Genomic DNA, 17,539 nt, shown 5'->3' with positions numbered 1-17,539 from the left:
GAACACGTTCTAAGCGCGGATTCCCTTTGCCGCGTGGGCGCGGGCAGTCACGAGGATGCTGCCGTCGGGCGCGGCAGGCAGACGTTTTTGTAATGCCGCGCGCACTGCCGCCTACATGTCTGCCGATAAGGCGGCAAAAGCGTCGGCATAGGGGAAGCCATGCGGCAAATCCCAAATGTAAGTGGCGACCATCCCGCCGCTACGCACCACACGCTGCATTTCACGCACGGCTTGCAGCGCGTCAGCGAGAAAGACGATGACCAGCTCCATTGCGGCAGCATCGAAACTGCCAGCGGCAAAGGGCAAGGCATTGGCATCGCCGTGGTGCAGGGTGATTCTCTGCGGCAGACGCTGCCGCGCGTGAGCGAGCAGTTCCGGTGAGATGTCAATGCCGTCCAGTCTTGCCGGTTGTGCCTGTTGCCAGAGCAGTTCGCTGAATATGCCGTTGCCGCAGCCGTTATCCAACCAGCGCAGGCCGTGCGGTTGTCCCAGCCAGTCTAAAAATTGTTCACCTGCCGCGCGGCTCCAGCCGCCCATGTAGCGTTCGTAAGCGGCGGGATCGTTGAATTGGGCCATGCTATTTCTCGTGATGGAATGATTATTCTGTCTTCTTTATATTTCGTTCCTTTCTGTACTGGTAATAAGCATATATCATTACAGTCAGTGCAAAAAATCCAAAAGAGGAAAAAATCTATTCCATTCAAGTTCATATTTCACTTGTAATTTTGGATAAAGGTAATTCCAGAAAAAATTAAAGGCTATAGAAAGTAAAAGCCCAAAAATAAAGCCATGCAACCACCCGCCAGATGATTTTTTCTTTGCCTCCATGATTCACCTTTTTGCCTGTTTGCGAGATACAGGAATGGATAATAGAAGTAAATTTTTTGCCCTGCAACCCTCCGCCTAGTCGCAGTGCTACAATAGCCGCCTCACCTCCACCAGGAACTACCATAACCCTCTATTACCAAGGCGCGCGTATCTTTCACGATGGCGTCATGTTGCACGAGCACAGCCTGCTCGTTGACGGTGGCAAAACCGTCGCCATCATCGCCGACAGCGACCTGCCCGTTGATGCACCCGTATGCCGCCTGGACGGCGGCATCATCAGCCCCGGCTTCATCGAAACGCAGGCAAATGGTGGCGGCGGATATCTGGTGAATGCGCACTGTGATGCAGAAGGCCTCGCGCACATCCTCGCTGCGCACCGCACCTATGGCACCGTCGCCATGCTGCCGACCTTCATCTGCGACACGCAGGATAACTACCTGCGCGGCATCGCCAGCATCGCCGAAGCGAGCCGCCATGTGCATGGCATCCTCGGCGGGCATTTCGAGGGGCCGTTCATCCATCCGGAAAAACACGGCACGCATGATCCGCTCCTCATCCGCGCCCCCGATGACAAAGACTTCGCCTGCTACGAAAAACACGCCGCCGACCTGCAACACAGCATCATCTCGCTGGCACCGGAACGCGTCCCGGCGGGCACCGTCCGCAGCATCCGCGAGCTTGGCATCCGCGTCAACGCCGCGCACACCATGGCGACAAAAGCCGATATGCAGCGTGCCTTTGCCGAAGGCCTCGGCGGCGTAACCCACCTCTACAACGCCATGCCGCCGCTGGTGGGCCGCGAGCCGAGCGTTATCGGTAGTGCCGCCGAACTGCGCCTCTACTGCGGCATCATCGCCGACGGTGTGCACGTTGACCCCTTCTCGCTTGCCGCCGCCTGCAAACTCATCGGCAAAGACCGCCTCATCCTCGTCACCGATTCCATGCACACCATCGGCACGGATATCCGCGAATTTACCCTGCCGGGCGGGGTGCGCGTCTTCGTCGAAAAAGACCGTCTGGTCAACGAACACGGCTCGCTTGCCGGCGCGCACGTCACCCTGCTGCAATGCGTGCAAAACGCCATCCGCTACATGCACCTCGCGGTGGAAGACGCGCTCGGCATGGTTATCACCAACCCCGCGCGCTACCTTGACTGCCCTGATCTGGCGCGCATCACCCGTCGCGATGTGAACGACGTGCTGTGGCTGAGCGATGCAATGCAGTTGCAAGCATTACCGACCACATAACATCACCCCGCTTCACCACAACCAAGAGAGGTCCTTATGAAAACCACGACACCACTGACGATTGCCTTGCTCTCCCTCAGTGTTCTTGCCGCCTGTGGCGGTGGTGGTGGAGGCCGCGAAAACTTTATCGCACCGCCACCGCCGGAAACTCCCACTATGCCGGAGGCCTCGGATAGCTCGACCGCCACCCCGGCGCCGACGACGGAAGATCCGCGCAGCTATTGGACCAAAGAGCGGATGCAAAATGCTCAACCCGCGCCAATGCCGGGAATGCCATAGATACTGGTGCCGTCAGGCGGAATAAAGACCGCGTGGCGGCGCAATATACGCCGCATAAAAACAACAAGCTGCATCGCAAATAGGTAGTAAATAGAGGCCTCATTCCTAGCACCTTGTTCTTAATAAAACATTTGGAATTTTGTCTTATGGGTGTTAAAATGCTTTTGCCTAATAGCAAAATTATTAGGTAGTCTCTTCAATAACCGAAAGGAAATCTCCTATGGAACTCGGAACAACCTTTAAACCACTAGCCATTAGTCTCTTTACCGCCATTGCGTTGACCGCCTGCGGTGGTAGTGGTGGAGATGGTGGCGTTGCTGATAGAACGACGGGCCCTAACAATATTCCATCTGAACCAAAGATGGATATGCCTAATAACAATACCAATAATCAAATTGGAAGTCATAATACAGAAGAATGGAGACGGATAGATGGATTTAAAAATCATAAATTATTTCATGGACAGACAGATGCGATACGACAATATTCGGAAAATACAAATACTATTTTAAATGGTGTTCATCGCCCTCAGGACTATAGCTTGAAAGCTTATTATTTTAATGGGGGAAAGGGGTTGCATCATACTAGTACTCCTGGCGGAGGTATTGTGGATTACTATAATATGTCTTATGCTACCTTTGGAAATTATAAGAACTTAGTTAACAACTTTGATGATATTTTCTTTGTTGCTCAGGGAACTCCTTCTGATAAAGTACCCATAACAGGAAATGCTACTTATTCAGGACCAATCCTATATCGTGGAACGCAAGATGGTAATATATCACTAAATGTTAATTTTTCTACGCGAGATATTACAGGTAGGGTTGAAAATTTATCTCTCTTTAATAGAGAAACAATGAAAGTTAAGGCAGATGCTGGCGTTAACTACTTTATTCCTAATAGGATTACTATTGGCGGACAGTTGGAATCTGAAGTTAGAGAGAGTGATACGCGTGGTGTGATAGAAGGTGTCTTTGCAGGTCCTAATGCTGAAGAAATAGTAGGTGATATCACAAGAACTGATCATTTATCATCAGGTAAAAGTGATGATAATGAAGCTGTCTTTGGTGCTACTCGACAATAAAGTTCTATCTTAAAATATCCAATAAATAATCCCGCTCCATGGCGGGATTATTTTTTAACCTGTTGATAACTGGTAGTGAGAAGGAGAGCACAAGATCGAGGTAAATCTCCTTCGACCCAATTTTTGGGTTGAGAAAACCGCTTCTTCATTGCCTCTGCTATACTTTGCGCCGCTTGTTTAACCGATATAAAGGCAAAAAAATCATGAAGCAGAAACTGTATGCGGCATACGGCAGCAATTTGCACCTGGCGGATATGCGGCAGCGTTGTCCGCAGGCGGTGCGTGTCGGTCACGCGTTGCTTGGCGGCTATGCCCTGCATTATCGCGGCAGGCCGGGCAATGTGATGCTGACCATCGAGCCGCAGGCGGATGGTGTGGTGCCATTGGGTATCTGGGCGGTCAGCGCTGCCGATGAGCAGGCGCTGGATGTCTATGAGGATTTTCCCGATTTGTACGGGAAGGTAATGATGACGGTCATGCTGCAAGGCAGAGACGGCAGCGAGTCGCCCGCCGAGGTGTTTCTCTATGTGATGGTGGATGGGATGCCGCATGGGCAGCCTGCCGCGCATTATGTTGAAATCTGTGAAATTGGCTATCGTGATTTTGGCTTTGATACCAATATTTTGCACAACGCCGTGCGCAGTTGATATTGTCGCCGTAAAACTCCACCCCTGCTCGCCAGAGCAGGGGATTTTTTCAGCATGAATGATATGAAAGACGCGTTTTTTCGCTCAAAGAACGGGAATATTCCCAAGAAAACGCAATAATCCGCCCGTATTTCACGCGCAATTCCACAATTTCTTGACAATTTTGTAATGAAAGCGCATATTTCCACACCAATTTCACACATTTCGCCGTATCGGCGCATCCTTGCAGGAGGTAATCACCCATCACGCAACCGTTTCTATGCCCCTTATGGCACAACCTCTTTCTTTTTCTTTATCTGATTTAGGAGTTCTCCCATGGAAAATGCCCAACATTTTCTGGATGCGCAGCAATTATGGGTGCTTTCGGGCATTCTGGTGATGGTGGTCGGTTTGGCCCTGCGTTTTAATGCGCTGTTAGTTGTTATCGTCGCCGGTTTTGTTACCGGTCTTGCCGCCAAGATGGGTGTGCGTGAAATCGTGACCATCATTGGTGACGCCTTTATTAAGAACCGCTATATGTCGCTATTTGTGCTGGTATTGCCGGTGATTGGTCTCGCCGAGCATTACGGCTTGCGTGAACGCGCGGAAATTTTGATTGGTAAATTGAAAGCCGTGACTGCCGGGCGGATATTCAGTCTTTATATGTTTATCCGTCAATGTATCGTCGCTCTCGGTGTATCGCTGGGCGGTCACCCGACCTTTATCCGCCCGCTGATTGCACCGATGGGCGAAGCGGCAGCGCTGAAAGGACGGCAGGCTTCCAAGGAAACACTGGACCGCATCCGCGCCCAGGCAGCCGCCAGCGAAAACTACGGCAATTTCTTCGGGCAATTGCTGTTTGTCGCTTCCGGCGGATTATTGTTGATTAAAGGCGTATTGGAGCAAAACAATCTGCCCAGCGAATTAGAGACGATGGCGTTCTATTGCCTACCAACAGCGATCATCGTTTTACTGCTGGCCATTATCCGTTTCTATCTTTTCGACAAATCCATTGAGAAAGAGATTGCCGCTTATAACGCGCAAGGCTCTCATGCTGATACTGCTACCAATAAATCCTAGGATACTGCCATGAAAGAAGAAAGTATTTCCCTGCTTCAGCTGAAAAGCGTGATTACTCTAGATTATGTCTATATCTTTTGCGCCATTTATCTGCTGATATTCGGCATTTTGACCATTGTTGACCGCAAGAACCCGAAACGGATTGGCACAGCGGTATTCTGGATTGTTTATGCCATTACCTTTTACGGCTGCGATCATCTCGCCAAACTGACTGGACTGGCCGCCGGGGAAATTGCTGGCTGGCTGGTCATCCTGATGGCGGTCATCGTCGCCACCAAGCAACTGGGCAAAGGCGAATACAAGGAAGCTGCACCGGCTGCGAAACTGGCTGCCGCCACGCGCCTCGGCAACTTGCTTTTCATCCCGGTGCTCGGCGTTGGTGTACTCACCTTTTTCATCGCCTGGCCGCGTATCACCGACCTCGGTGCGCTCATCGGCTTCGGTGTCGCCGCGTTGCTGTCGCTGCTGCTTGTGTTCCTCATCACCCGTGGCTCGCCGCTGCAATCCTTCCATGAAGGCCGCCGCCTGCTTGATGCCATCGGCTGGGCCGCCATCCTCTCGCAACTGCTCGCCGCTCTCGGTACGCTCTTCGACAAGGCCGGCATTGGTGGTACCGTCTCCTACATCGTCGCGCAAATCGTGCCGACCCATATCGGCTTCGCCGTCGCCGCCGCTTACTGCATCGGCATGGCCTTCTTCACCGTCATCATGGGCAACGCTTTCGCCGCCTTTGCGGTGATGACGACCGGTATCGGCATCCCGCTTGCCATCCAATTGCATCACGCCAACCCGTTGATCGTCGCGCCGATTGCCATGCTGGCCGGTTATTGCGGCACGTTGATGACGCCGATGGCCGCCAACTTCAATATCGTTCCGGCGGCGCTCCTGGAAATGGACAACAAATATGGTGTCATCAAGGCGCAAATCCCGATGGCGCTCATCATGCTCTGCGTCAATATCCTTCTGATGTACTTCCTTGGCTTCTGAATAACGAGGTAAACCATGAAAAAACTGCTGATTACCGGCTTCCAACCCTTCGACGGCGAATCCGTCAACCCCGCGCTGGAAGTGGCGAAAGGCCTGCAAGGCAAAACCATCAACGGCTACGAAGTCATCGCGCGGGAAATCCCGGTGGTGCGTTTTGAGGCGCTGAAAGCCGTGCAGGCGGCGATTGAAGAATTGCAGCCCAATGCCGTCATCACCATCGGCCAGGCGGGCGGCCGTCCGGACATCACGGTGGAACGCGTCGGCATCAATATCGACGACTTCCGTATCCCCGACAACAAAGGCAACCAGCCGATTGACGAACCCGTCGTCACTGGCGGCCCGGTCGCCTACTGGGCGACGCTGCCGATCAAAAAAATGGTCGCGAACGTCAAGGCGCAGGGCATCCCGGCCAGCGTCTCCAACTCGGCTGGCACCTACGTCTGCAACCACCTGCTCTACGGCCTGCTGCACTACCTCACCACGCAAGGCAAAACGGCCATCCCCGCCGGCTTCATCCACATCCCCTACCTGCCGGAACAAATGGCGGTGCGCAGCGGCAAAGACGCGCAAGTCGCCACCATGTCGCTCGATACCCTGCTCAAAGGGTTTGAAACGATGATTGCAGCTTTGGATTAAGCGGCAGCCACGATTAAAAAACTCCGCCTCGAGCGGAGTTTTTTATCAGCGTTCACGCGGCATTCGTTCAGAATTTGCATCTGTTTGCAGCGCTTTTTGTGCACAGGATTGCAAATAGCCAAACCGTAACGACCCCGCAAAGCATAGTGGCTACCATGCGCCGCTTCATTCACAACCGGAGAACCTCCATGACAACTATCCGCAGCGCACTTTTAACTGCCGCCCTGTTTGCTGGCAGCGCCGCCATCGCCGCCCCAGTCAAATACGACATTGACCCAACCCACTTCTACGTGCAAATCGGCGTTTCCCACCTTGGCTATAGCACCATTCCCGGTCTCTTCAAAGACGTAAGCGGTAGCTACACCTACGACAGCGACAGCGGCGAAATCAAAGACGTAACCGTAACCGTCAAAATCCCTTCGCTGGATACCGGCTTCGGCGAGCGCGACGAACACCTGCAAAAATACCTGGAAAGCAGCCAGTACCCGGAAGCCACCTTCAAATCCACCGCCTGGAAAGACGGTCAACTCACTGGCGACCTCACCTTCCACGGTAAAACGCAAAGCATCACCGTGCCGGTTAGCAAAGTGGGCGAAGGCAGCGACCCGTGGGGCGGCTACCGCAGTGGCTTCAGCACTGCCTTTGATCTGAAACCCGCCGATTACGGCGCCAATATCGAGGTCGCGCCGCTGGTGAAGGTCAGCGTTTCCGGCGAAGGCATCCGTGCCGGTGACAAGAAAGAAGCGGCGAAGTAAAAGGCTTCGCCTGAATAAGAAAACCCCGCTTGAGCGGGGTTTTCTTTTGCGCGAAATTCGAGTTTGGATGTGCGTCAAGCGGCGTATGTCGGGTGGTGAAAGTGAAGAAATGCATGGCAGACTGAATTTCGCTCTGCACTATCCTGCAACTATCCCGCTCTTGGCATTTACCGCTGTGCCGGTTTTACACTGTGTGGCATCCTGCGCTCTAAGAGCGTGTTCACAGTCTTCGTAGCAGGACTCCCAAGAAAGCCAAAGCTACCATTTGCAGACTGGTACTCAACTTACGCTCGCAGTTTTTCCAAAGCCGCCTGTTCTTTTCCAACCAGGAAAAGCTGCGCTCTACTACCCATCGCTTCGGCAATACTGCAAAACGGTGTAATTCGTTTCGTTTGGCAATCTCTACCTCCGCACCAATCAACTCCTGTACCGACAAAGCAAATGCCTGACCCGTGTAACCACCGTCAGCAAGGATTTTTTGTATCGCACCAAGACTATCCAGCTCGCGTTTTAGTGCCAAAAGACAACCTTTTCTATCCGTAACATCCGCCGTCGTTACCGCAAGCGCATGCGGCAAACCCTGCGTGTCAACCGCTATATGCCGCTTGATACCGCTCACTTTCTTGCCCGCATCGTAGCCTTTTTCCATGGCGGTATCCGTGTTCTTCACACTCTGCGCATCAATAATCAGGAAAGTGGTTGCTTCATGGCGCCCCTGCTTGCGGCGCTTCGCAACTACCTGATTTTTTTAATGCTTCCTCAAGGATGCTGATGCCACTCTCGCGTGGCGCAGTCCATCTCTGGAAGTAGGAATGCACGGTGCGCCATTTGGGGAAATCGCCCGGCAAAGCGCGCCAGGAGCAGCCGGTGCGTTGCAGATAGAGAATGGCACGAGACATCGTACAAGTCCACCTGGCGTGGCGCTGTGCGTTTACGGGCACTTTCCAACAGGGGGAGGAGAGGCGCAAATTGCTCGCGACTGATATCGCTTGGGTAGGTTTTTCTGTTCATGCCGATAGTTTACAGCAGAGAATGAACACGTTCTTAGGGCTAATCTAGTACAGCCCCTAAATTAAAGACCGCCTGAAAGTAGCAAAACCTGCTTTCAGACGACCTGTTTTAGGTAGCTCAAAAATATTAAGGCTTATACCGGGTTTGATAGCCCGGATTTTCTTGGGGACGCAATTGGTTGGGAAATTGACGGTCTGTGGTGATATCCATCGCGGTTTGCTGAATCTGCTTATAAACCTCGTAAGGCTTTTCCACGAAACGTAGGGCATTTGTATTACCAAAACGAATGGTCCCCCGCTTGAACAGGGTTTCCATCACGCCCACATACACGCGCAAATTCTGCACTTCGGGCAGTTCGGCACTGGTGATATCCAGCCCGATAAGCCCAGCGGTGAAATACAGGCGTTTATCGGTAAGTGCATAATCAATGCGGTACCAATTAAAAAAACGATAAACAGGCGAAAACAGCGCGTACCACACCGGGGCCAGGTGAAGAAACATAAAGAAATTCATAAACGGGAAGATTCCGTGCGATGCGGCATTGAACTTTGTCATAAAAAACAAGTCAAAAATCCCCCAACACAGAGCAAAAGGATAAATGAGCGGATTACCTAGTGTATATAAAAAATGGTGCGGTTTACCCTGCCACAAGATAGTTTCGTTTGGATCGATGAGATTTTTGAGCATTTCCCCTCCTAACAGACGATGGAACATAATGATTGCATCATTAAACCAAAATCTTTCAATTTCATGCAAATATTCCTGGCGGCACAGCTTCTTCTTGCATAATCTCTCGTCATTTTTATATCCAGACAGCCCGAACACCGGCGTCAAACGCAACTGACTGCTATCGCGGGTTAAGTGCCGTGTCTCTGCCGAAATCTGGCGCCCTCCTCGTCTTCTCCCCCTCAACCGCCCTCCGTAACGAGTCAAGCCTGCCCTGTAAAAAAGCCGTGCGCGCCGTGAAAGCAGCCTTTCCGGAACTCGGCATCATGACGGACGTCGCGCTTGACCCCTACACCATTCACGGACAGGACGGCATCACCGACGCCGACGGCTACATCCTGAACGACATCACCGTCGCCGCCGTCCGGTTTGGCGGTCAGCGTCAAGGCGGTGGCGGCGCGGGTGTCTTTGCCGATGTAGGCGAGCGGGACGCCTTCGGCCTTGGCGGGAATGCTGTCGCTGAAGGCATCGGCGGCGGCATGGGCGCTGCCTGCGATGGCGGTGAGGAGGAGGGCGAGGATGTTGTGGTTCATGGTGTTTCCTGATGTATGCAAAAAACCGGACGGCAGGGGTGTCGTCCGGGCGGTGTGGTGGCGGTTTAGCCGGCGAAGCCGTGCAGTTCTTCGATGTTCGGGAAGGGGTTGTCCGGGTTCATCGTCTCGATTTTTACCCAACCGCTTTTGCCATCCGCGGTTTTGACGAGCAGCCAGGCGGGGATGCGCTGTTCGTAATCGAGTTCTTCGCCTTCGCGCTCGACAAAGCGCTGCTGAATCAGGACGAGGGTAATTTTGCTGCCGGGCGCGACTTCGGCGACGGTTTTGTTGCCGTCGATGCGGTCGGTGAGTTTCAGCGGCTCAGCGCGGTTTTCCGGCGCGTTGTCGCCGCTTTCGTCCTGGTGCCAGCGGCCGTGGTAGGTGGTTTCCACGCCGAGGTAGTAGTAGGGCTGTTCGATGTTTTGCGCGTCTTTGTCTTTGACGCGCCATTTTTCGCGGGCGCGGAAGTAGCGGGCGCCGTCGTCGGTGTGGCTGTAGAGGTAGCCGTTGCCGGGCAGGGTCAGGTTTTCGGGGACGCCGATACCGTCGTCGCTTGCCGGCAGGGTTTTGCTGACGGGGACGAGGACGCAGTACGGCCCGCCTTCAACGCCGGGGCTGCAATCGACGTGGTAGCGCGCGCCGCCCGGCGCAAGCGCGGTTTCGAGCAGGCGGTGACGGGTCTCGCTGTAGTCGTCTTCGCCGTCTTTTTTCGGCTGGGGTACGCCCGCGATGGCGGGGTTATCCTCGCCTTCGTTGGCGAAGTAGTAGCGTTCGTCGCGTTTTTCCGCGAGTTGCGGGTTGTAGTGGATGGTGGCGTAGGCTTCTTTGTCTTCGACGGTTTCCAGTGCGGGGAAGGCCTCACTGCCTGCGTCTTTGTTTTCGCGCGCCTGCGCCCAGCCGACGATGCCGTAGTCGCTGGCGACGAGGTGGTTGCCTTTGTCATCGACGAGCAATACTTGCAGTTTGCCGCCTTGTGGCAGCGCGCCGATGTCGTGGCCGCCGTCGGGCTTGAAGGTGAGTGTCAGGGCGGTGGCGGCGGTGGTGGTTTTGCCGATGTAGGCGAGCGGTACGCCTTCGGCTTTTTCGGGGACGCTGTCGGCGAAGGATGTCGCGGCGGCGTGGGCGCTGCCCGCGAAAAGCGCGACGAGCAGGGCGAGGGGTTTGTGGTGCATCGGGATACTCCTTGTTGGGGGGAAAACTGGCGCAAATTATAGTCTTTTGTCGGGCGTTCGCGGGGGCGGCGCGTATGCTTGCGGATTTTTCATCGACCCGCGCTGAAATTAAAAATTTTAATAAGATTGGCTATTATTAAGGCGATATTTATGCTGCCCGCGTTTTCTTTCTCCCTGCTTTTTTTATGCTTTCTCTCGATAGCGTTTCTTTTCGCTCTGGCGACCGCGTCCTGCTCGATGCGGTTTCTTTTTCTTTGGCGCCCGGTCAGTTTTATGGGGTGATCGGGCATAACGGCGCGGGCAAGTCCACGCTGATTCGTCTGCTGGGCGGCGAGTTGTTGCCGTCTTCCGGCGCGGTGTTGCTCGATGACGCGGCGGTGCATGCGTTTTCGGCGAAGGCGCAGGCGCGGCGGATTGCGTCGTTGCCGCAGAAGTTGCCGGATGCGGCGGATTTTTTGGTGCGCGAGCTGGTGATGTTGGGGCGTTTTCCTTGGCAGGGCTGGTTGCAGCGGCCTTCGGCGGAGGATGTCGCCTGTGTGGAGGCGGCGATGGCGCAGACGGATGTGGCGCGTTTTGCCGCGCAGCCGGTCAATACGCTTTCTGGCGGCGAGCGGCAGCGGGCGTGGCTGGCGCTGTGTTTGGCGCAGCAGAGTGAGGTGTTGTTGCTCGATGAGCCGCTGGCGGCGCTGGATATTGTTTATCAGGTCGAGGTGTTGCAGTTGGTGCGGCGGCTCGTGGCCGAGCGCGGGCTGACGGTGGTGATGATTATTCATGACATCAATTTGGCGGCGCGTTTTTGTGATGTGTTGATTGCGCTGAAGGCGGGGCGGTTGTGCCGTTTTGCGCCGGTTGGCGAGGTGATGTCGGCTGCTGCCCTGCGCGAGGTGTTTGGTGTGGATTTGCATTTGCTCGATCATCCTGACGGCAAGCACCGGGTGGCGGTGGTATGAGGGTTTGGCTCTTTTTGTTGTGCGCGCTGGCGCTGCCGCTTTTTGCCGCGGAACGGGTGGTGACGCCGAATTGGGCGATGGCCTCCACGCTGACGGCGATGGGTTTTCCGCCGCTGGCGATGGGCGACAAGCGCATTTATCCGCTGTGGATGAGTGATCCGGTGCAGCCGCCGTCGGTGATGGATTTGGGCGAGCGTTATCGTCCCAACCGTGAGTTGTTGGCGCAGTTGCCGCTGTCGTTGGTGTTCGACAATTTTTTTATACGCATCTGCGCGCGGTGTATCCGCCGGATGTGCCGGTGGTGGATGTGTTGTTTGATGGCGGCAATGAGGCGCCGCAGCAAAGTTGGGCGACGTATGTAACGGCGACTCAACAAATGGGCGATGCCATCGGCGAGCGCGCCGCGGCAGACGCTTATTTGCAGCAGGTGGAAAGCGCGCTTGCCGCTTATGGCCGCGAGGTTCGCGCGGCGGCGCCGCAGGTGCGGCGTTATGCGGTGGTGCAGTTTGCCGATGCGCGCCAGTTGCGGATTTTTGCGCCGAACAGTTTGTTCCGGGTTTCCCTGGATTTGATGGGGCTGGAGCAGGCGGATTTGGGTGCGGGCAACCGCTGGGGTAGCCGCCTGATTGCGCTGCCGGAGTTGGCGCAGTTGCCGGAAGACACCTGCCTCATCATCGTCGGGCCGTTTCCGCGGATGACGGAGGTGGAGCTCTCGCGCAGTTATTTGTGGCAGCGCATTGGTTTTGGCGCGCGCCGCTGTTTGCGCAAGGTGCCGGCGGTGTGGCTTTTTGGCGGGCCGGAGTCGGTGGCGCTGTTTGGGCGCTATGTGCATGAGGCGATGGTGGGGGATGGGAAGTAGAGGACACCTTGACCGCTCTGGGAGAACAGGCGCGACAACAACAGCGGAAAGTCCCTTCCCCGTGGGGGGGAGGCGCCCATGAACAAGGCATTGGCGTTTTTCATGGGAACCGATTGCGGCGGCGGGAGGTGCGAGAAGTGTGAAGGCGTGTTTGTTCAACCGCGAGGTATGCCACTTAACCCCCACCCCAACCCTCCCTCACTGGGGGAGGGGGTTTTCCGTGGTTTTTCGGGCTTCTGTTTGCTACGCCCACTACCCGATCTTCTATTTACATACACCTGAGCGCTCAACCTGTATGTAAACGGCTTTCCCCACTTTATCGCTTTGATTTATGACCCCCTCTAAAACCCTTTCTTTTTTCGCACTCCTCGCCTTCATCACGAGCGCCGTCTGGCTGGCGCTGGTTTGGCATTGGCCGTGGGCGGATTTGTGGCGCGACCCAGACGCGCTACCGTTGGCGCAGGCGGCGGTGCAGATGGCGGTGTTGCCGGAAATCGCCGCGGTATTTCTCGCCGGTGGTCTGCTGGCGCTCGCCAGTACGGCGCTGCAACAGGTCGTGCATAATCCGCTCGCCTCGGACAGTACGCTTGCCGTCGCCGGGGGCGCGCAGTTGGCGCTGATGCTGGTGACGCTGTTTTTTCCGGCGGCGGGGCTGTTCGGCAGTTTTTGGGTCGCTTTTGCCGGTGCGGTCGCGGCGATGTTGTTGGTGCTGCTGGTCGCAGGGGCGGGCGGGGCGAACGCGCTGGCGCTGATTCTCGCCGGTTTGCTTGCCAATATGGTATTCGCCGCCATCGCCGCGGTGATTAGTCAGTTTTATAGCGATTTGTTGCTCGGCATCATGGTCTGGGGCGCGGGCTCGCTTTTGCAGGATGGCTGGGCGACGGTAACGGCGCTGCTGTGGACGTCGCTGGCCGCCGCGCTCGCGCTTGCGCTGTTGTACCGCCCGCTGACGCTGCTCGCGCTCGATGATGAGCAGGCACGCCGCCTTGGCGCACCGGTCGGGCTGCTGCGCCTGCTGGTGTTGTTGCTGGCGGCGGGTGTGACCGCGCAGGTGGTGAGCCGCCTCGGCGTCATCAGTTTTGCCGGACTTGCGGGGGCGAGTGTCGCCCATTTGTTGCGGGTGCGGGCGATGGGCGCGCGTTTCGCCTTGTCGTTCCTTGCGGGCGGCCTGCTGCTGCTGGTCGTCGATAGCCTGCTCAATATCGCCGGACATTTTCTCGGCACGCTTCTGCCCGCAGGTGCACTCTGCGGGGTTCTCGGCGCGCCGTTCCTGATTTTTCTCGTGCTGCGCCAACGCAAGTCGGCGCAGGGCTTTGCGCGCGAGGCGCCGCCGTCTGCGCCGTCACCGCGCCTCGCTTCCTGGCGCACACCGCTGCTCGGCCTCGCCGTGCTGCTGGCGCTGCTCGTGCTGCTGCAAGGTTTTTCTGCCGGGGCAGACGGCTGGGGCTGGCATTGGCAGGGCGAGCTGATTCTTGACCACCGCCTGCCGCGCAGTCTGAGTGCGATGGCGGTCGGCATCATGCTCGCCTGCGCCGGTGTGCTGCTGCAAACGCTGACACGCAATCCGATGGCCAGCCCGGAAGTGCTCGGCATCAGCTCCGGCGTAGCGCTCGCCGTCATCGCCGCCTTCCTCGCCTTCCCCGCGCTGGGCAGCGGCGGCCTGCTGCTCGCGGGCGCGGGCGGGGCGCTGATGGTCGCCGTATTGGTGCTGTGGCTCGCGCGTCGCCTGCAACCGGCGTGGTTGCTGGTGACCGGCGTTGCCATAGCCGCGCTGATGCAGGGCGTGATGACCGTCGTCCAACTCAGCGGCAACCCGCAACTGCAAGGCGTCCTGAGCTGGCTTGCCGGCAGCACCTGGTACGCCCGCCCGCACACCGCACCGCTGCTCGTTCTCCTCGCCCTCGTGCTGCTCGCCGCCGCCCTGCTCTGCGGCAAAGCGCTGCAACTGCTGGCGCTTGGCGAAACCGTCGCGGGCAGCCTCGGCCTTGCCGTGCGCCGTAGCCGCAGCCTGCTGCTCGTCCTCGTCGCGCTGATGAGCGCCGTCGCCACCCTGGCCGTCGGGCCGCTCAGCTTTATCGGCCTGATGACCCCGCACCTGGCGCGGCGCAGCGGCGCGGTCAGCCCGGAAAAACAACTGCCCATCGCCGCCCTCTACGGCGCGGCGCTGATGCTCATCGCCGACTGGCTCGGCCGCTACCTCATCTTCCCTTACGAACTCGGCGCGGGCGTCATCGCCTCGCTGCTCGGCGGAGGATTCTTCCTGCTCCTGCTGCGGCAGGCGCGCCCTATCAACTAAAACAAGGGACCCGATGAACCTGCAAACCGCCATCCGCCTCGCCCTCTGCGGCGCGGCCACCGCTGCCAGCGCCCTTGCCGCCGACAGCACCACCCTCGCACCAGTCACCATCAGCGCCGACAAAAGCCGCATCAGCAGCGAAGAAACGCGCGACTACACCGTGCCGACGATGGCGAGCGCCACCGGCATGGCACTCTCCGCCCAAGAAACCCCGCAAACCGTCAGCGTCATCACCCAACAACAACTGCGCGACCAAAACATCCGCGACCTCGCCGGCGCACTCAACAGCACCCCCGGCATCGCCATCAGCAAAGTTGACCGCGGCCGCAACGCCTTCAGCGCGCGCGGCTTTGCCATCGACAAATACCAAATCGACGGCATGAACGTGAACTGGGCTGGCGCCTGGGTCGCAGGCGAAAGCGTCATCGACACCAGCCTCTACGACCGCGTGGAAATCGTACGCGGCGCGACCGGCCTCATGACCGGCGCGGGCAACCCGTCAGCCAGCGTCAACCTCGTGCGCAAACACGCCGACAGCCACGAGCGCAAAACCGCGCTGGAAGCAGGCGTTGGCCGCTACGGCGACCTCAAACTCAGCGCCGACCACAGCCAGCCGCTCACCGCCAGCGGCAACCTGCGCGGCCGCCTCATCGCTAACTACCAGGGCGGCAAAACCTTCATCGACCGCGAAAAAGACAAAAGCACCACCCTCTACGGCGTGCTGGACGCCGACATCACCCCGACCACCAGCGCCAGCCTCGGCATCAGCCACCAGCGCAACGACAAAGACGGCGCCATGTGGGGCGGCCTGCCCGTCACCTACACCGACGGCAGCTTCACCAACTGGAAACGCGGCAAAAGCGACAGCACCAACTGGTCATACTGGGACAGCCGCACCACCAACCTCTTTATCGAAGGCAAACAAGCGCTGAATGACAACTGGAACGTGAGCCTCAAAGCCGACCACCGCGACGCCAAAGGCGACTCCGAACTCTTCTACTTCAGCGGCGGCAGCGTCAACCGCAACGGCCTTGACTGGATCCCGTGGCCGGGAAAATTCCACACCGACGCCAAACAAAACACCATCCAGCTGCAAACCGACGGCAAAATCCAGGCCTGGGGACAAGAACACGACCTCATCGCCGGCATCCAGTACAACCGCCACCACCGTAGCTCCTACAGCTGGGACAAAGGCGACATCGCTCCGGCCAGCGACTTCAACACCTGGAACGGCAACTACCCGCGGCCAAACTGGGGCGCGCGCAGCCTGAGCCACGACCAGACCGACACCGAAACCGCACTCTACGCCGCCACCCGCCTGCGCATCACCGACCAACTCAGCACCATCATCGGCACCCGCGTCTCCAACTGGAAAAGCACGGGCGAAAGCTACACCAAGCCGTTCACCCAAAAAAACAGCGCTATCTGGACACCGTATGCGGGCATCACCTACGACATCACGCCGAACCAAACCGTGTACGCCAGCTACGCCGACATCTACAAGCCACAAACCGAGCGCGACCGCAACAACAACCTGCTTGACCCCATCCGCGGCAGCACCTACGAACTGGGGTGGAAAGCCAACTGGCTCGATGGCCGCCTGAACACCCAGGCCAGCGCCTACCGTACCCGCCAGGACAACCTCGCGCAAAGCAGCAACGAAACCATCGCCGGCACCAACCCGCCCGCGACCGCCTACTACGCCGCCAAAGGCGCGAAAATCAGCGGCTTCGAGCTGGAAACAAGCGGCAACATCGGCGAAAACCTGCGCCTCGGCGCGGGCTACACCCAATGGCGCGGCAAAGACGCCAAAGGCAAAAAACTGAACACCACCCACCCGCGCCGACAACTCAAACTCTTTGCCGCCTACGACGTCCCCAGCGTCAGCGCCTCACCGTCGGCGGCGGCGTTGCCTGGCAAAGCCGCACCTGGACCGAGACCAAAAACCCGGCGACGGGCGCCAACATGGACTACGGCCAGAACAGCTACGCCGTGGTCAACCTGATGAGCCGCTACCAAATCAACGAACACCTCTCGGCGCAAATCAACATCGACAACCTCTTCGACAAAAAATACCGCAACCAGCTGAGCTTCAACCAATACGGCTACGGCGACCCGCGTTACATCAGCGCCAGCTTCAAATACGAATTCTGAAGCCGCTGCCCGCCCAAAGAAAACCCCGCACCCGCGGGGTTTTTACTGCCTGTATCGCGTGCCTGGTTTGTATCGCCATACACCCAGAGCTTCGGACAGGGCGCACCGTTGCAGACAGTGCGCGGTTATACGGCGCGAGTTTCCCATAAAATGGAATGGGCGCCGTATGAGAACCCAATTCACACCAAACACACGGAAGACAAAATCACCGTTGATGAGCAGAAAACATTTCCGTTGTAGAAAAACTGACGCGCAGGAACATCTCCTCTCACACATCATTACAAATACAGCATTCCACTCAAAACGAAAGGCACAC

Annotated in this window: 17 protein-coding genes and 2 pseudogenes; 15 read left to right on the top strand and 4 right to left on the bottom strand. The window is 57.2% G+C overall.

Annotated features, from left to right (window positions below; genetic code table 11):
- Nucleotides 1–111: 111 nt before the first annotated feature.
- Nucleotides 112–576, bottom strand: a complete 465-nt coding sequence (locus EL199_RS12510; RefSeq protein WP_004143420.1) for a class I SAM-dependent methyltransferase — start codon at nt 574–576, stop codon at nt 112–114.
- Nucleotides 577–995: 419 nt separating this feature from the next.
- On the opposite strand from EL199_RS12510, the gene nagA reads away from it, so the two are divergent.
- The 8 genes from nagA (at nt 996) to EL199_RS12470 (ending at nt 7,522) form a co-directional block, all read left to right on the top strand.
- Nucleotides 996–2,075: an N-acetylglucosamine-6-phosphate deacetylase gene (gene nagA, locus EL199_RS12505; RefSeq protein ID WP_232008311.1), complete on the top strand. Its 1,080-nt coding sequence runs from the start codon at nt 996–998 to the stop codon at nt 2,073–2,075.
- Between the two features lie 36 nt (nt 2,076–2,111).
- Nucleotides 2,112–2,354: a hypothetical protein gene (locus EL199_RS12500; protein WP_126316104.1), complete on the top strand. Its 243-nt coding sequence runs from the start codon at nt 2,112–2,114 to the stop codon at nt 2,352–2,354.
- A gap of 220 nt (nt 2,355–2,574) precedes the next feature.
- The gene (locus EL199_RS12495; RefSeq protein ID WP_004143426.1) at nt 2,575–3,438 is read left to right on the top strand and encodes a factor H binding protein domain-containing protein; all 864 of its coding nucleotides are present in this window, start codon (nt 2,575–2,577) and stop codon (nt 3,436–3,438) included.
- A gap of 203 nt (nt 3,439–3,641) precedes the next feature.
- On the top strand, nt 3,642–4,085 hold the full coding sequence (locus tag EL199_RS12490) for a gamma-glutamylcyclotransferase family protein (RefSeq protein ID WP_004143428.1): 444 nt from the start codon (nt 3,642–3,644) through the stop codon (nt 4,083–4,085).
- Between the two features lie 315 nt (nt 4,086–4,400).
- Nucleotides 4,401–5,144 carry a DUF969 domain-containing protein gene (locus EL199_RS12485; RefSeq protein WP_004143432.1) on the top strand — a complete coding sequence of 248 codons (744 nt, stop codon included), beginning with the start codon at nt 4,401–4,403 and terminating at the stop codon, nt 5,142–5,144.
- A gap of 9 nt (nt 5,145–5,153) precedes the next feature.
- On the top strand, nt 5,154–6,131 hold the full coding sequence (locus EL199_RS12480) for a DUF979 domain-containing protein (RefSeq protein ID WP_004143434.1): 978 nt from the start codon (nt 5,154–5,156) through the stop codon (nt 6,129–6,131).
- A 15-nt stretch (nt 6,132–6,146) separates the two neighbouring features.
- Nucleotides 6,147–6,767, top strand: coding sequence for a pyroglutamyl-peptidase I (gene pcp, locus EL199_RS12475; RefSeq protein ID WP_004143443.1), 621 nt, complete (start codon nt 6,147–6,149; stop codon nt 6,765–6,767).
- Nucleotides 6,768–6,955: 188 nt separating this feature from the next.
- The gene (locus EL199_RS12470) at nt 6,956–7,522 is read left to right on the top strand and encodes a YceI family protein (RefSeq protein ID WP_004143444.1); all 567 of its coding nucleotides are present in this window, start codon (nt 6,956–6,958) and stop codon (nt 7,520–7,522) included.
- A 220-nt stretch (nt 7,523–7,742) separates the two neighbouring features.
- Here EL199_RS12470 and EL199_RS12465 read toward each other — a convergent pair.
- Nucleotides 7,743–8,533, bottom strand: a pseudogene (locus EL199_RS12465) (IS5 family transposase).
- 126 nt (nt 8,534–8,659) lie between these two features.
- On the bottom strand, nt 8,660–9,466 hold the full coding sequence (locus tag EL199_RS12460; RefSeq protein WP_232008310.1) for a PH domain-containing protein: 807 nt from the start codon (nt 9,464–9,466) through the stop codon (nt 8,660–8,662).
- Nucleotides 9,467–9,477: 11 nt separating this feature from the next.
- On the opposite strand from EL199_RS12460, the pseudogene EL199_RS13705 reads away from it, so the two are divergent.
- Nucleotides 9,478–9,624 (top strand): annotated as a pseudogene (locus EL199_RS13705) (porphobilinogen synthase); the annotation flags it as partial.
- A gap of 233 nt (nt 9,625–9,857) precedes the next feature.
- Here the strand turns inward: EL199_RS13705 and EL199_RS12450 are convergent.
- Nucleotides 9,858–10,964 carry a hypothetical protein gene (locus EL199_RS12450; protein ID WP_004143450.1) on the bottom strand — a complete coding sequence of 369 codons (1,107 nt, stop codon included), beginning with the start codon at nt 10,962–10,964 and terminating at the stop codon, nt 9,858–9,860.
- A 185-nt stretch (nt 10,965–11,149) separates the two neighbouring features.
- On the opposite strand from EL199_RS12450, the gene EL199_RS12445 reads away from it, so the two are divergent.
- The 6 genes from EL199_RS12445 (at nt 11,150) to EL199_RS13700 (ending at nt 17,223) form a co-directional block, all read left to right on the top strand.
- Complete coding sequence (locus EL199_RS12445) at nt 11,150–11,914, top strand: ABC transporter ATP-binding protein (protein ID WP_004143455.1); 765 nt, start codon at nt 11,150–11,152, stop codon at nt 11,912–11,914.
- Nucleotides 11,911–12,276: a TroA family protein gene (locus EL199_RS12440; RefSeq protein ID WP_004143458.1), complete on the top strand. Its 366-nt coding sequence runs from the start codon at nt 11,911–11,913 to the stop codon at nt 12,274–12,276. Before EL199_RS12445 ends, EL199_RS12440 begins: the two co-directional genes overlap by 4 nt.
- A complete protein-coding gene (locus EL199_RS12435) occupies nt 12,222–12,773 on the top strand; it encodes a TroA family protein (RefSeq protein WP_155814359.1) in 552 nt (183 codons plus the stop codon). The genes EL199_RS12440 and EL199_RS12435 overlap by 55 nt, the downstream gene beginning before the upstream one ends.
- A 331-nt stretch (nt 12,774–13,104) precedes the next feature.
- The gene (fhuB, locus tag EL199_RS12430; RefSeq protein WP_004143464.1) at nt 13,105–15,069 is read left to right on the top strand and encodes a Fe(3+)-hydroxamate ABC transporter permease FhuB; all 1,965 of its coding nucleotides are present in this window, start codon (nt 13,105–13,107) and stop codon (nt 15,067–15,069) included.
- 13 nt (nt 15,070–15,082) lie between these two features.
- Nucleotides 15,083–17,074 carry a TonB-dependent siderophore receptor gene (locus EL199_RS12425; RefSeq protein WP_004143466.1) on the top strand — a complete coding sequence of 664 codons (1,992 nt, stop codon included), beginning with the start codon at nt 15,083–15,085 and terminating at the stop codon, nt 17,072–17,074.
- A complete protein-coding gene (locus tag EL199_RS13700) occupies nt 17,035–17,223 on the top strand; it encodes a TonB-dependent receptor (protein ID WP_004143468.1) in 189 nt (62 codons plus the stop codon). The genes EL199_RS12425 and EL199_RS13700 overlap by 40 nt, the downstream gene beginning before the upstream one ends.
- The last annotated feature ends 316 nt before the right edge of the window (nt 17,224–17,539 follow it).

Origin of the sequence: Cardiobacterium hominis (assembly GCF_900637305.1) — a bacterium.
Taxonomy (GTDB): Bacteria; Pseudomonadota; Gammaproteobacteria; order Cardiobacteriales; family Cardiobacteriaceae; genus Cardiobacterium; species Cardiobacterium hominis.
The sequence above is the reverse complement of the archived record's forward strand: the minus strand, read 5'-3'. Positions and strand labels throughout refer to the sequence as shown.

Bases quoted from the DNA above. Each gene is read 5' to 3' on its own strand.
- EL199_RS12510 (WP_004143420.1), bottom strand. From the start codon at position 576: ATGGCCCAATTCAACGATCCCGCCGCTTACGAACGCTACATGGGCGGC.
- nagA (WP_232008311.1), top strand. From the start codon at position 996: ATGTTGCACGAGCACAGCCTGCTCGTTGACGGTGGCAAAACCGTCGCC.
- EL199_RS12500 (WP_126316104.1), top strand. From the start codon at position 2,112: ATGAAAACCACGACACCACTGACGATTGCCTTGCTCTCCCTCAGTGTT.
- EL199_RS12495 (WP_004143426.1), top strand. From the start codon at position 2,575: ATGGAACTCGGAACAACCTTTAAACCACTAGCCATTAGTCTCTTTACC.
- EL199_RS12490 (WP_004143428.1), top strand. From the start codon at position 3,642: ATGAAGCAGAAACTGTATGCGGCATACGGCAGCAATTTGCACCTGGCG.
- EL199_RS12485 (WP_004143432.1), top strand. From the start codon at position 4,401: ATGGAAAATGCCCAACATTTTCTGGATGCGCAGCAATTATGGGTGCTT.
- EL199_RS12480 (WP_004143434.1), top strand. From the start codon at position 5,154: ATGAAAGAAGAAAGTATTTCCCTGCTTCAGCTGAAAAGCGTGATTACT.
- pcp (WP_004143443.1), top strand. From the start codon at position 6,147: ATGAAAAAACTGCTGATTACCGGCTTCCAACCCTTCGACGGCGAATCC.
- EL199_RS12470 (WP_004143444.1), top strand. From the start codon at position 6,956: ATGACAACTATCCGCAGCGCACTTTTAACTGCCGCCCTGTTTGCTGGC.
- EL199_RS12450 (WP_004143450.1), bottom strand. From the start codon at position 10,964: ATGCACCACAAACCCCTCGCCCTGCTCGTCGCGCTTTTCGCGGGCAGC.
- EL199_RS12445 (WP_004143455.1), top strand. From the start codon at position 11,150: ATGCTTTCTCTCGATAGCGTTTCTTTTCGCTCTGGCGACCGCGTCCTG.
- EL199_RS12440 (WP_004143458.1), top strand. From the start codon at position 11,911: ATGAGGGTTTGGCTCTTTTTGTTGTGCGCGCTGGCGCTGCCGCTTTTT.
- fhuB (WP_004143464.1), top strand. From the start codon at position 13,105: ATGACCCCCTCTAAAACCCTTTCTTTTTTCGCACTCCTCGCCTTCATC.
- EL199_RS12425 (WP_004143466.1), top strand. From the start codon at position 15,083: ATGAACCTGCAAACCGCCATCCGCCTCGCCCTCTGCGGCGCGGCCACC.
- EL199_RS13700 (WP_004143468.1), top strand. From the start codon at position 17,035: ATGGACTACGGCCAGAACAGCTACGCCGTGGTCAACCTGATGAGCCGC.